Source organism: Pandoraea fibrosis, assembly GCF_000807775.2.
GTDB classification, from domain to species: Bacteria; Pseudomonadota; Gammaproteobacteria; order Burkholderiales; family Burkholderiaceae; genus Pandoraea; species Pandoraea fibrosis.
In genome coordinates this window covers 4154084-4166918 of the sequence record NZ_CP047385.1, presented here as the reverse complement: position 1 = coordinate 4166918, position 12835 = coordinate 4154084, and the positions used below count along the sequence as shown (strand labels likewise).

Sequence of the window (12835 nt, the reverse complement as noted above, 5' to 3'; positions counted from 1 at the left end):
GTTTTCGCAGGAACGCTGCACCCGATATGATAATTGTTCTCTCGCCGGCCAAATCGCTCGACTACGAAACGCCGCCGCACGTGAGCACGCACACCGTGCCACAGTTCGTCGACGACGCGGCCGAATTGATCGAGGGCCTGCGTGAACTGAGCCCTGCTCAGGTCGGCTCGCTCATGAGCATTTCCGATCAACTCGCGTCGCTGAACGCCACCCGCTACGCCGACTGGTCGCCTCGCTTCGACACGAGCAATGCCAAACAGGCTGTGCTCGCCTTCAACGGCGACGTCTACGAAGGGCTCGGCGCCCGCTCCCTGAATGCCACGCAACTCGACTTCGCGCAGAAGCATCTGCGAATCCTGTCGGGCCTGTATGGCGTGCTGCGCCCGCTCGACCTGCTGCAACCGTACCGGTTGGAGATGGGCACGCGCTTCGTCAACAAGCGCGGGCGCGATCTGTATGCGTTCTGGGGGGAGCGTGTGACGCAGACGATCAACGCGTCGCTCGCGGAGCATGCCGAGACGCGTCGCGTGCTCGTGAATCTCGCTTCCGAAGAGTATTTCAAGGTCATCAAGCGCCGTCTCGTTGCCGCGCCCGTGATTACGCCGGTGTTTGAAGACTGGAAGAGCGGCAAGTACAAGATCATCAGCTTCTACGCCAAGCGCGCACGCGGTCTGATGGCGCGTTATGCGATCGAGCGCGGTGTGACCGATGTGCAGCAATTGAAGGCCTTCGACAGCGAGGGCTATGCGTTCGACGACAGCGTGTCGAACGATTCACTCTGGGTGTTCCGTCGTCGCGTGGCCTGACGCCCGCCGATCTCCAGCCCCGTGGCCATGTCCCGGGGCTTTTCACTTTCGCCAGCGAGACAAGCCATGACCGTCCACATCAGCAGCCAGTTCGACAGCGGCGCCATCCAGGTGGTGAGCGCCGAGCGTGCCGACGACATTCACGTTCGCGTGCCGCAGGACGGCGCCGCCGAGTTCGCCCAATGGTTTCACTTCCGCGTGCAGGGCGTGGGGGACGCACCGTGCCGTATCGTGTTCGATAACGCCGGGCAGACGTCCTATCCACGCGGCTGGGAGAACTACCGCGCCGTCGCGTCATACGATCGCGTGACATGGTTTCGCGTACCGACATCGTATGACGGGCAGGTCATGACGGTGTCGTTCACGCCTGCGCACGACAGCGTCTATCTCGCGTATTTCGAGCCGTATGCGGAGGAGCGTCATCTGGCGTTGCTCGGTACGGCGCAGAACTCGCCGCGAGTGAGTTCGCGCTCACTGGGGCAGACCGTCGACGGGCGCGACATGACGTTGTTGAGCGTGGGCGAGCCGCGTGCCGGCAAGCGCAATATCTGGGTGATCGCACGTCAGCATCCCGGTGAGACGATGGCCGAGTGGTTCGTGGAAGGGATGCTGCGCCGTCTGCTCGGTGCGGGCGATTGGGCCGGCGATCCGCTCGCCAACGCCGTGCTCGACGAAGCGGTGCTGCACATCGTTCCGAACATGAACCCCGACGGTGCGGCGCGTGGCAATCTGCGCACGAATGCCACGGGAGCGAATCTGAATCGCGAGTGGCTTGCGCCGGATCTCCAGCGCAGTCCCGAGGTGTATCACGTGCGTGCGGCCATCGAGGCCGTGGGCTGCGACATGTTCTTCGACATTCATGGCGACGAAGCGCTGCCTTACGTATTTCTCGCAGGGAACGACGGTGTCGAGTGGGCGACCGACGCGGTGCTTGCCCGCGAGAAGGCATTCGGCGAACGCCTGAAGGCCGCGAGTCTCGACTTTCAGGACAAGTTCGGCTATCCGCCGGGCAAGCACGGCCAGGAGTCGCTCAAGCTCGCGTCGAAGTGGATTGCCCATCGCTTCGGCTGCCTCTCGCTCACGCTGGAAATGCCGTTCAAGGACAACGCGAACCGTCCGGACACGCAGGTCGGCTGGAACGGCGCAAGAAGTGCGGCGTTGGGCGCGTCGATGCTTGCCGCCATCTGGTCGCAGATGCAGGCTGACAACGCATGAGGCCGGATGCAAAAGCCATAAGGCGTTATTCGGGCCGCACACAGACGCAATAAAGCACGACGCGCCATGCGTCGTGCTTCATCTCCCGGCCTTGATCGCGCGGTGGCGATCAGTTCGATTTTTTCTTAGTCGTCGTGGTCTTCTTGGCCGTGCTGCTGCTCGACGATTTCGCCGACGACTTCGCGCCCGACGATTTGGCTGTGGTGCCGCGCTTGCCCGATTTCGCGGTGGCGTGCGACGACTTGCCGCGCGTGTTGTTGCGTGCGGCGCGCTTCACCGGTTGTTCGACCTGCGGCAGCGGCGAGGTGTAATCGAAGCCCATCATGCGGCCATCGGCGTAGCCACAGCGAATATGGAGGTTATCCGTCTGACCGCTGGTGCGCTTGCCGACGCCGTCGAGTTCGACCATCTGCGTGACGTCGACGCGTTGCTTGCGATCGTCGAACGGACCGGACCACGGCGCGACCTTCGCGTGTTCCGGATCCAGCGCGTTTTCGCCGTACTCGACGCTCTCATAGCCGGGCAATGTGGCGACGACAAAGCTGGCGTGCGCAGCGCAATCGGCGACGAGCGGATCGGCATGACGCGTGTTGATGAATTGCTCGACCAGTGCGCGATGCTGTTCGAGCGTGAAAGCCTGCACAGGGGCCGTAAAGGCCGTGAGGCAGAGCGGCGCAGCCATCGCGGCGATGCCGGCGACCTGGCGCACAGCTCGCAACACGACGCCTGCGGCGCGTTGAAGAAATCGATTCGACATTCTGTGACGTATTCTCGGGGGCGTAAGAGTCTGCTCGCGTGAATCCCGGCGCGCACCTTTGAGGTCTCTGGCATTCACGCGAACAGACGCTAAGCATTGCAGAGCAATGCGGGCATGCGATGACCCATCGTGTGAGTCGTTGGCAAGCGCCGCTCGCGAAGAGGCTTTGCCGTATTCTGAAAATCGACGGCAAAGCGATTCCCATCTTAACCGAAAAAATGGCGCTGACGCCCCGCTGGGCAAGCCCGCAAACGTCGCACGACACGTCGCGAAAGTTACAGCGCGCTACAATGCGTGCCAGACTGACGCGCCGATATCGCGATGCGTGCGCACATTTCGCAGTCATCGCCACTATCCGGCGATGACAGGGGGCGCATTGTGTCATCTGCAGCGGCTGTGCAATCGCTCGAATAGCGGCACATTTCAAAGGTTTTCGAGCGATTCGCACAATGCGCGTTCGGTTATCGACTTCTGAAGCCCCACGTTTTCTCTTCTCGCATGTTTGCAAATTCGCGCACTGTCGACAGTGCTCAAACCGGGCCGCACGACAAGCTTGCGGATCTCGTGAAACGTCATCGCGACGCGGTATTCCGCAAGCCGTTGGCGGGCTACAGCGCAGACGCCTTCGACGCGGCCATCGCCGCCTGGCGTCGCGCCGGGGCCGCGCCGCTGATCATCGACGCGGGATGCGGCGTGGGGGAGAGCACCTTGCGGCTGGCGACGCAATTCCCCGATCACTTCGTCATTGGTATCGACCAATCGGAGAGCCGCATCGTGCGCGGCAAGGATTGGTGGGACGGCGTGTGGCCCGAGAACTTCGTGTGGGTGCGTGCCGATCTCGTCGACTTCTGGCGGCAATTGTTCGACGCGGGCATTCGTCCGGCACGGCATTACATCCTCTATCCGAATCCGTGGCCGAAGATCGGTCAACTCGCGCGACGCTGGCACGCACATGCCGTGTTTCCCACGGTCGTGGCGCTAGGTGGCGTGCTGGAGTGTCGCAGTAACTGGAATATCTACATCGACGAATTTGCGCTGGCGGTCGAGTGGCTCAGTGGCGTGCGTCCGGCGGTCGAGGCGTGGTTGCCTGAGCCGGGGGTTCCGCCTGTCACGCCGTTCGAGCGCAAATATCTGGCGTCGGGGCACGGGTTGCATCGATGCGTCGTGACGTTGCCGTCGACGTCGCCATTGGATTGAGGGGAGGGCGTGCTTCGCCCACGACACGAAAAAATGGCCGGGCGCTGAAAAAAGCGCTCGGCCATTTTGGTATCGTCGGCAGGCGCCGATGCGCATCAGGGCGACGCGCTAACGATCAGTGGAAATGAGGGCGATTCGGTTCGGCGTCTTCCGGCATTTCCGCATGGACGATTTCCCCCACCGGGTCCGGATAGAGCGGCACGCCGCAATCGTCGCAATACTCCGGATCGAAGCGCCCCGGGTGTTTGCGGATCTCGGTCACACCGCAGGACTTGAGCAGGTCGGTGACTTCGTCGAGCGCACCGCCTTCGACTTCGCCGTTCTCGCGACCATACAGCGGCCACACGACACCGTAGATGACATCGTTGCTGCCGCGCTGCGTAAAGCCGATGCGGTACTCGTCGATGTTCTGCTCGCCGAAGCCGGCCACGACCGCGCGCAGCTCGGTAGGCGTGAGCGTCAGCACGTCTTCGAGATAGCGCAACGCCGTGCGGATCGTGTGAGGGCGAATGCGCTCGTCGGCCTCGCGGCAACTGGCGTAATACGCGTCGGGCAGCAGGCATTCGATTTCGCAGCCCGGCAACAGCGCATTCAGATTCGGTCCACCCTGTGCCGACCATGCCTCCTGGCACTGGCCGCGCTCGGCGTGACGTGCGCCGTCTTCCTGCCAGCGGAACATCGGTGTGCCCTTCGGGACGGTGACGGCCGCCAGCAGGAAGCGCGGGTCGGCGAGGATCGGGGCTGTCTCCGGCAGATCGTTGCCCGGCTGCTTGACCTCGGCGTGATCGACGGCCGCCCGCACGAGTTGCTGCGTGACCTTCCACGACTCGCAATGTGTGCGCGGCAATTGATCGATGCTGTAGAGATAGGGCGAAATGGCCACGCGTGCGGATTCTGCCAGCACATGCGCATGCAGATGCGCGCGAATGGGCATGAGCGCGTCGGCTTTCACCGGGCCGGAGGGGATGGCGTAGCGTGTCCAGGCCAGAATCGGGATGGCGACGAGCAGACCGTCCCATACCTGATCTTCGGCCTCGGGTTCCGCCGATTCGCTTTGCGATTCGATCAGGTCCGCCAGGGCGCCGTAGGCCTCGCTGTGGTTGGCCTGAAGATGATCGAGCGCCGCGTCGATGGCCGGCTGGTTTCCCGTGCGCAGCACGCGCGTGAGCAACGTGTCGAGCTGGGCTTCCCAGAAGCGGTCCTCGATACGGCTACCGGAGGCGGCGAGCGCAAGCGCGTGGCCGACCAGTTTTTCAGCGTCGGGAGTCAGTCGTTTGGCGGTGCGTGGGCGCATAGTATGCAAAGCAGAAATACATGAACTCACGATTGTACGGCATGCGTGAACGCGATTGATGGGACATACCCGTCAATCGTGCTCGCGCGGTCCGGCGAGCCAGTCCCGCGCTTCGACGCCGGCCACCGATTTCCGTCAGAAATCGAATGCGAGATTGGCGGGTGCCGACAGCCGTGTGCGCCGCGTCGCGCCAGCACCGGTGCCATTGACGGCGGCCAGCGCTGCGCCTTCGAGCGAGAGCAGGGCGAGCTTGCGCTCCACGCCGCTGGCATAGCCGGTGAGGGTGCCGTCCGCGCCGATCACGCGGTGGCAAGGAACGATGATCGTTATCGGATTCCGCCCGTTGGCGGCGCCGACGGCGCGCGACTTGTTCGCGTCGCCCAACGCGTGGGCCAGATCGCCGTAGCTGCGTGTCTCGCCGAACGGGATACGGCGCAGTTCGCCCCAGACGCGTTGCTGAAACGGCGTGCCTTCAGGGGCCAGCGCGAGTTCGAACGTGCGGCGTCCTTCGTGAAAATACTCGTCGAGTTGGCGCTTCGCGTCGTTCAGAACGGCGATGTCGTCGCCGTCGCGGCGCACATCGGTGTCTTGCGGAAAGTACTTCTGATGCGAGAAATAAACGCCGGTGATGGCGTCGCCATTCGCGACGAGCAGCATCTCGCCCAGCGGGCTGCCGTAATACGTTTCGTAGCGGGTCATGCCAATACCTCCTGCAAAGTCTCGACCGGTTGGCCTGCCGGTCCTTGTGCTGCCGCGCGCCAGATATGCAGCGCCGCGTAGGCGCGCCACGGCGCCCATTGGGTCGTGCGTGCGGCGACGGCGCGTCCGTCGGTCACGCCCAGTGCCTGACGCAGTACCAGATCGTCGACGGGGATCGCGTCGGGCGAACCGAGGGCGCGCATCGCGATGTACTGCGCCGTCCACGGTCCGATGCCCTTGATAGCGAGCAGCGCCTCTATGGTGGCTTCCAGCGGTGCCAGTGGGTCAAGCCGCAGGTGGCCATCGACGATCGCCTGCGCGACCCCGTGGATCGCGGCAATTCGACTTCGAATGATACCGGCCTGGCCAAGTGAGTCGGAGGAGGCGGCGAGCAGTTGCGCGGCGCTGGGGAAGGTGTGCGTCAGACCATGCGCCGGGGCAGGCAGCGGCGTGCCGAAGCGTTGCGCGAGGCGCCCAAGCAAGCGTCGGGCGCCTTTGACAGTGATTTGCTGACCGACGATGGCGCGCACGGCAATCTCGAAGCCGTCGACCGCGCCCGGCACTCGCAGGCCCGGGGTTGTCGCAGCGAGTTGCCCGAGATGGGCGTCGATGACGTCCGGACGCGCACCCAGGTCGAACAGATGGCGCAGTTTGCCCAGCACCTGGGGCACGCTGCCGGCCAGCACGGGCGGCAGCGTCACTTGCAACGCGTGGCGATCCGGCAGCGGCACGATGCGACACCATCCGGCGACGGTTTGCCCGTCTTGTCGCTCGATGTTCAGCGTGCGGGTGTAGACGTCGCCCTCGCGCAGTTCAACGCCTTCGATTGCCCGGTCGCCAAGGAAGTCGAGGAGGGCGTGCCAGGCAAAGGGCGGCCGGTAGGCGAGCTGGAATACGAGATCGCCATCGGGGAGCCGCGCATGGCGGGCATTCAGGCGAAGCCGGCCGGGGGCGAAGCCGTAGCGGGTTTTGAACAGGCCGTTGAAGCGTCGGACGCTGCCGAAACCGGAGGCGAGGGCGATTTCCGTCACCGGCAGCGCCGTATCGGTGAGCAGACGCTTGGCGAGCAGCAGCCGTTGCGTCTGCGCGTACTCGATGGGCGAGACACCGAACTCGTCGGCGAAGATACGGCGCAGATGGCGTTCCGTGATGCCGATGCGGGCCGCGAGTGCCGGGAGTCCGGCGCGGTTGAGGAAGCCTTCGTCGATCATCGCGGCGGCGGCGTCGGCGAGTTCGCGGGTGGCGTCGAAACGCGCGCCGCCGGGGGCGAGTTCAGGGCGGCACTTCAGACAAGGGCGGTAACCGGCCTTCTCGGCAGCGGCGGCGCTGCCGTAGAAGGTGCAATTCTCGAAGCGCGGCGTTCGCACGTTGCACACCGGGCGGCAGTAGATGCCGGTGGAGGACACGCCGACGAAGAACCAGCCGTCGAAGCGCCGGTCGCGAGCGGAGACGGCCTTGTAACAGACTTCGGGGTCGAGCGTCATGAGCGGACAGCCGGCAGGGCGGGGGCGGAGGACATGGCTGTCACTCTACGCGCGAGGCCCGGGCGGTGCTAGTCATTTTCGGACATGACAAGGCCGGGCGGGCCGGGAGCGTCGAGGTGGCCAAAACGGCAAAACCCGGCGCGAGGCCGGGTTTTGCGTGCTATCGGACGACAAGGCGTCGCCCGATAGCCTGAGTCACTCGCGAACCGCCAATCAGGCAGCGGCGAGCAGTTGACGCAGCACGAACGGCAGAATACCGCCGTGCTTGTAGTAATCCACTTCGATCGGCGTGTCGATACGCAGCAGGACTTGCACCTTTTGCGTTTCGCCGTTCTTGCGATGGATCACCAGCGTGACATCCTGCTGCGGCTTGATGTCGGCGCTCAGCCCTTCGATGTCGAACGTCTCTTCGCCCGTGATGCCGAGCGACTGCGCGCTGTCCGAGCCCTTGAACTGCAGGGGCAGCACGCCCATGCCGACCAGATTCGAGCGGTGGATACGCTCGAACGAGCGCGCGATGACCGCTTTCACGCCGAGCAGTTGCGTGCCCTTGGCTGCCCAGTCACGCGACGAACCCGTGCCGTACTCTTCGCCGCCGAACACCACCGTCGGGATGTTGTCGCCGACATACTTCATGGCAGCGTCATAGATCGACAGTTGTTCGCCGCTCGGCTGGTGAATCGTCAGGCCGCCTTCGACGCGCGAACCGTCTTCCTTCGCGGGGATCATCAGATTCTTGATACGCACGTTGGCGAACGTGCCGCGCATCATCACTTCGTGGTTGCCGCGGCGCGAGCCGTAGCTGTTGAAGTCGGCCTTGAGCACGCCGTTTTCGAGCAGCCACTTGCCTGCGGGCGACGTTTCCTTGATCGAGCCGGCCGGGCTGATGTGATCGGTCGTGACCGAGTCACCGAACACCCCCAGCGCGCGGGCGCCGTGGATCGGTTCGATATCGGTCTTCGGGTCCATCGCGAAACCGTCGAAGAACGGCGGCTCGGCAATGTACGTCGAGGTCGGCCAATCGTAGACCTGCCCCTTCGAGCCCTTGACCTTGGCCCACAGCGGGCTCGGTTCCTTCACCGAGTCGTAGTTGGTCTTGAAGACCTTCGCGTTCATGGCGAACTTCATCAGCTTGTGGATTTCTTCGCTGGTCGGCCAAATGTCGCCCAGGAAGATGTCACGGCCGCCACGACCCTTGCCGACCGGTTCGGTCATCAGGTCGCGACGCACATTGCCGGCGATGGCGTAGGCCACGACGAGCGGCGGCGAAGCGAGGAAGTTGGCGCGAATGTTCGGGTGAATGCGCGCTTCGAAGTTACGGTTGCCCGACAGGACGGCGGCAGCGACCAGATCGTTCTTCACGATCGTGTCGTTCAGTTCGGCCGTCAGATCGCCGGCATTACCGATGCAGGTCGTGCAGCCGTAGGCCGTCACGCCGAAGCCCAGCTTCTCGAGGTACGGCAGCAGACCGGCAGCTTCGAGGTACTCGGTCACCACGCGGCTTCCCGGGGCGAGCGAGGTCTTGATGTGCGGCGCGACCTTCAGGCCGGCTTCCACCGCCTTCTTGGCCAGCAAACCTGCTGCGAGCAGCACGCTCGGGTTCGACGTGTTCGTGCACGACGTGATGGCGGCGATCAGCACGTCGCCGTTTTGCACATCGATGCCGCTGTCGGTCTTGTAGGTCGTGTCGAGTTGTTCTTCGGTCTTGTTGAAGCCGTTCTCTGCCACCGGCTTGGTGAAGAGATCCTTGAACGTCGACTTCACATTACCGATTTCGATGCGGTCTTGCGGACGCTTCGGACCAGCCAGCGACGGGGCGACCGTGCCCAGATCCAGCGTGAGCGTCTTCGTGTAGTCGATCTCGTTGGTCTTCGGAATGCCGAACAGCTTCTGCGCCTTGAAGTACGACTCGAAGGCATCGATTTCGCTCTTCGTGCGGCCCGTGCCCTTGAAGTAGTCGATGGTCTTTTCGTCGACCGGGAAGAAGCCCATCGTTGCGCCGTATTCCGGTGCCATGTTCGCGATGGTGGCGCGATCCGGCAGCGCCAGGCTTGCCGTGCCTTCACCGAAGAATTCGACGAACTTGCCGACGACCTTCTCGCGACGCAGCATTTCCGTGATGGTGAGCACCAGGTCGGTCGCGGTCACACCTTCGCGCAGACGGCCCGTCAGTTCCACACCGACGACGTCCGGCGTGAGGAAGTACACCGGTTGCCCCAGCATGCCGGCTTCGGCTTCGATACCGCCCACCCCCCAGCCCACCACGCCGATACCGTTGATCATGGTCGTGTGGCTGTCGGTACCCACGAGGGTATCCGGGTAGAACACGTCGTCCTTCTTGTGCACGCCGCGGGCGAGGTACTCCAGGTTCACCTGGTGCACGATGCCGAAGCCCGGTTGCACGACGCCGAACGTGTCGAATGCCTGCATACCCCACTTCATGAACTGATAACGCTCGTTATTGCGCTGGAATTCCAGCTTCATGTTCAGGTCGAGCGCTTTCTTCTCGCGGAAGTGATCGATCTGGACCGAGTGGTCAACCACCAGATCCACCGGCACGAGCGGCTCGATGCGCTTCGGGTTCTTGCCCTGGCGCTCGGCGACATTGCGCATGGCTGCCAGGTCGGCCAGCAGCGGCACGCCGGTGAAATCCTGCAGCACGACGCGCGCCACGACGAACGGGATTTCGTCGGTGCGCTCGGCGGTCGGCTTCCAGTTGGCCAGTTGCTTGACGTGCTCTTCCGTCACCTTCTTGCCGTCGCAGTTGCGCAGCACGGACTCGAGCACGATACGGATCGACACCGGCAGGCGCTCGACATTCACACCCAGGGCTTTACCCAGTTGGGGCAGCGAGTAGAACTTGCCTTTCTTGTCGCCGCTGAGTTTGAACTCTTTAAGCGTTTTGTGGAGGTTGTGGGCCATGATCTTTCCTTGAGTGATACAGAAAAACGAAGCGGTGGTAATGCGATTAGCGGGGGGCGGCGTCGTGCGGGCACTCTCGCGGGTGCCCGTTGCGACGCCGGTGCGCCGGAGGAAGTCCGGCGCACCGGGGACTACGGGTAGGGCTGAGGCTGCAGCAGGAAAGCGGCTGGCGCATCATGCGATCGGCATCCGGGGCAACCGGGTTGGCCTCAGTTGGTCACTTTGATCAGTTCGACCGACTGGGTCGGGGCGAGCTTGTTCTGGTCCGACATCGCTTGCGTCATGCATTCGTCAGCCAGACGGCTGCCGCCATCGCGGTGCGTGAACAGCATCGCCTTGGCCGGGATCACGACCAGGTCCATGCCGCTGGCAGCGTCATAGAAACGGTCTGCGCCGGTCGTCGTCTGTTGACGCGGCAGGCGATAGTTGCGGCCTTCCCAGAACATCGTGAGAATCTGGTCGCGCTTCATGTCGCCCTTGATGAACAGCTTCTGGTTTTCCTTGCAGCTCCATTGTTCCGAGCCTTCATCCGGCTGGGCGGGAACGGCCGCTGCCGCTGCCGCTTTCTTCTTGGCCGGAGCCTTCTTCTTCGGGGCCGGCTTCTTGGCCGTCGTGGCTGCGGGCTCAGCAGCAAATGCGGCCGGCACAACGGCGGCGGAACACAGGGCAACCAGCGCGGTCAGGCAAAGCTTCTTCATGGCGAGTCTCCAAACAATGGGTGAGAGCGGATAAAAGCGCAGATTATCGTACGAAGTCTGCGTCGTTCGGCGTCACCATACAAATTTTTTCAATTCCCTTGCGCCAAGCACAGCGGGCGACGGCGGTACAAACCGGCGTCGCTGAGCAGGGTATTACGGTACGGAATTCGGCGTCACGCCGGGATCGGACTTGGCGCGCACTCATCTTACCGCCGGCTGGGGCGGTTGTGATACGCAATGGGCGGGATACTTGGCGAAGCGAACGCGGAAGAGGGGCTGCCATGCGGCGCTGCACGCTTGCCTGGCACATTGCACGCACGCCGGTCGTCCGGTCCGGGGCACATTGTGCGGCAGTGAGGCGTTGCATTCGCTTGGCCAAGAAGTCGCTCGGTATGCTGGGTGTTGCTTGGGGCGATGCCAGGGGCATATCGCGATGGACGGCACGGTCGTTCGCGCTGGATGTCGTCACTTCGATCGTTGCTCTGGTCGACACGATGACTGCAGGAAACGTTCCCTATATTGGGGGGGCGCCGGCACTGGGGGTAAGCCGCCGGCGCAGGTTCGGCCCCTGACGACGCTTTTGGCGTCGCATGGGGCCGAGTCCCCGGGGGATTAGCCCAGCAGATGTGCCACGCCGGCGCGCTCTTCTTCGAGCTCGTTCAGCGTGATGTTCATCTTTTCACGCGAGTAGGCGTCGATCTCGAGGCCTTCCACGCGCTTGTACTTGCCGTTCTCGCAGGTCACCGGCACGCCGTAGATCACGTCTTCCGGAATGCCATACGAGCCGTCCGACGGGATACCCATCGTGACCCACTTGCCATTCGTGCCCAGCACCCAGTCATGGATGTGGTCGATGGCGGCGTTGGCAGCCGAAGCGGCCGACGACAGGCCACGGGCTTCGATGATGGCGGCGCCGCGCTTGCCGACGGTCGGCAGGAACACGTCGTTGTTCCACACGTCGTCGTTGATCAGCGACTTGACGTTCTGGCCGTCGATCGTGGCGAAGCGGTAGTCGGCGTACATCGTCGGCGAGTGGTTGCCCCACACGGCCAGCTTTTCGATGCTGGCGACCGGCTTGCCGGTCTTGGCGGCGATTTGCGACAGGGCACGGTTGTGATCCAGACGCAGCATCGCGGTGAAGTTTTCCTTCGGCAGATTCGGGGCCGACTTCATGGCGATGTAGGCGTTCGTGTTGGCCGGGTTACCGACCACGAGCACCTTCACGTCACGCTTGGCGACTTCGTCCAGGGCCTTGCCCTGCACCGTGAAGATAGCGCCGTTGGCTTCGAGCAGATCCTTGCGCTCCATGCCCTTCGAGCGCGGACGGGCACCCACCAGCAGGGCGACGTCGGCATCCTTGAAGGCGACCTTCGGGTCGTCGGTCACGACGACACCGGCGAGCAGCGGGAAGGCGCAGTCTTCCAGCTCCATCACGACGCCCTTGACGGCGGCTTGAGCTTGCGGGAGGTCGAGCAGTTGCAGGATGACGGGCTGATCCTTGCCGAGCATGTCGCCATTGGCGATACGGAACAGCAGGGAGTAGCCGATTTGGCCAGCGGCGCCGGTGACGGCGACACGCATTGCGGGTTTTGCCATGAGAATCTCTCCAGACGTGTACAAATTCCTGCGAAGCTCAACATGAGCTCGCCGTCCGGGTGGCTTTTTGCCAGGCTGACAGCGCCGCGTCACATGAAGCTTCTAAAATTCCTTGACCTACGGAAGCTTGCGGGCTGCGGGGTGTGCTGCCATTGATGAGTGCGAAG

General features: G+C 63.5%; 10 protein-coding genes. 3 read left to right on the top strand and 7 right to left on the bottom strand.

The features are described from left to right. The first annotated feature begins 26 nt into the window (after positions 1-26). Positions 27-806 (top strand): peroxide stress protein YaaA, encoded by a 780-nt coding sequence (gene yaaA, locus PI93_RS18330; RefSeq protein ID WP_039368552.1) that lies wholly within the window; start codon positions 27-29, stop codon positions 804-806. 66 nt (positions 807-872) lie between these two features. Then, positions 873-2021 (top strand): M14 family metallopeptidase, encoded by a 1149-nt coding sequence (locus PI93_RS18325; RefSeq protein ID WP_039368549.1) that lies wholly within the window; start codon positions 873-875, stop codon positions 2019-2021. A 109-nt stretch (positions 2022-2130) separates the two neighbouring features. Here the strand turns inward: PI93_RS18325 and PI93_RS18320 are convergent, their stop codons facing one another. Continuing rightward, complete coding sequence (locus tag PI93_RS18320) at positions 2131-2778, bottom strand: BspC domain-containing protein (RefSeq protein ID WP_052240547.1); 648 nt, start codon at positions 2776-2778, stop codon at positions 2131-2133. A 498-nt stretch (positions 2779-3276) separates the two neighbouring features. Here PI93_RS18320 and trmB point away from each other — a divergent pair, with 498 nt between their 5' ends. After that, positions 3277-3975 carry a tRNA (guanine(46)-N(7))-methyltransferase TrmB gene (gene trmB / locus PI93_RS18315; RefSeq protein ID WP_039368546.1) on the top strand — a complete coding sequence of 233 codons (699 nt, stop codon included), beginning with the start codon at positions 3277-3279 and terminating at the stop codon, positions 3973-3975. Positions 3976-4090: 115 nt separating this feature from the next. On the opposite strand, the gene PI93_RS18310 is transcribed toward trmB, so the two are convergent. The 6 genes from PI93_RS18310 to PI93_RS18285 all read right to left on the bottom strand — a co-directional run bounded on the left by PI93_RS18310 (position 4091) and on the right by PI93_RS18285 (position 12668). Next, the gene (locus PI93_RS18310; RefSeq protein WP_039368542.1) at positions 4091-5269 is read right to left on the bottom strand and encodes a DUF2863 family protein; all 1179 of its coding nucleotides are present in this window, start codon (positions 5267-5269) and stop codon (positions 4091-4093) included. 135 nt (positions 5270-5404) lie between these two features. Beyond that, on the bottom strand, positions 5405-5968 hold the full coding sequence (locus tag PI93_RS18305; protein ID WP_039368538.1) for a methylated-DNA--[protein]-cysteine S-methyltransferase: 564 nt from the start codon (positions 5966-5968) through the stop codon (positions 5405-5407). Beyond that, on the bottom strand, positions 5965-7452 hold the full coding sequence (locus tag PI93_RS18300; RefSeq protein WP_039368536.1) for a DNA-3-methyladenine glycosylase 2: 1488 nt from the start codon (positions 7450-7452) through the stop codon (positions 5965-5967). The genes PI93_RS18305 and PI93_RS18300 overlap by 4 nt, the downstream gene beginning before the upstream one ends. Before the next feature lie 213 nt (positions 7453-7665). Beyond that, positions 7666-10374 (bottom strand): aconitate hydratase AcnA, encoded by a 2709-nt coding sequence (gene acnA / locus PI93_RS18295; RefSeq protein ID WP_039368533.1) that lies wholly within the window; start codon positions 10372-10374, stop codon positions 7666-7668. A gap of 209 nt (positions 10375-10583) precedes the next feature. Next, positions 10584-11072: a hypothetical protein gene (locus PI93_RS18290; protein WP_039368531.1), complete on the bottom strand. Its 489-nt coding sequence runs from the start codon at positions 11070-11072 to the stop codon at positions 10584-10586. A 612-nt stretch (positions 11073-11684) separates the two neighbouring features. After that, positions 11685-12668 carry a malate dehydrogenase gene (locus PI93_RS18285; RefSeq protein ID WP_039368527.1) on the bottom strand — a complete coding sequence of 328 codons (984 nt, stop codon included), beginning with the start codon at positions 12666-12668 and terminating at the stop codon, positions 11685-11687. Positions 12669-12835 lie beyond the last annotated feature (167 nt).

What these genes read in the sequence shown, in the direction of transcription:
- PI93_RS18290 (WP_039368531.1), bottom strand. Translation starts at nt 11,072, where the DNA reads ATGAAGAAGCTTTGCCTGACCGCGCTGGTTGCCCTGTGTTCCGCCGCC.
- PI93_RS18305 (WP_039368538.1), bottom strand. Translation starts at nt 5,968, where the DNA reads ATGACCCGCTACGAAACGTATTACGGCAGCCCGCTGGGCGAGATGCTG.
- PI93_RS18320 (WP_052240547.1), bottom strand. Translation starts at nt 2,778, where the DNA reads ATGTCGAATCGATTTCTTCAACGCGCCGCAGGCGTCGTGTTGCGAGCT.
- yaaA (WP_039368552.1), top strand. Translation starts at nt 27, where the DNA reads ATGATAATTGTTCTCTCGCCGGCCAAATCGCTCGACTACGAAACGCCG.
- trmB (WP_039368546.1), top strand. Translation starts at nt 3,277, where the DNA reads ATGTTTGCAAATTCGCGCACTGTCGACAGTGCTCAAACCGGGCCGCAC.
- PI93_RS18285 (WP_039368527.1), bottom strand. Translation starts at nt 12,668, where the DNA reads ATGGCAAAACCCGCAATGCGTGTCGCCGTCACCGGCGCCGCTGGCCAA.
- acnA (WP_039368533.1), bottom strand. Translation starts at nt 10,374, where the DNA reads ATGGCCCACAACCTCCACAAAACGCTTAAAGAGTTCAAACTCAGCGGC.
- PI93_RS18310 (WP_039368542.1), bottom strand. Translation starts at nt 5,269, where the DNA reads ATGCGCCCACGCACCGCCAAACGACTGACTCCCGACGCTGAAAAACTG.
- PI93_RS18300 (WP_039368536.1), bottom strand. Translation starts at nt 7,452, where the DNA reads ATGACGCTCGACCCCGAAGTCTGTTACAAGGCCGTCTCCGCTCGCGAC.
- PI93_RS18325 (WP_039368549.1), top strand. Translation starts at nt 873, where the DNA reads ATGACCGTCCACATCAGCAGCCAGTTCGACAGCGGCGCCATCCAGGTG.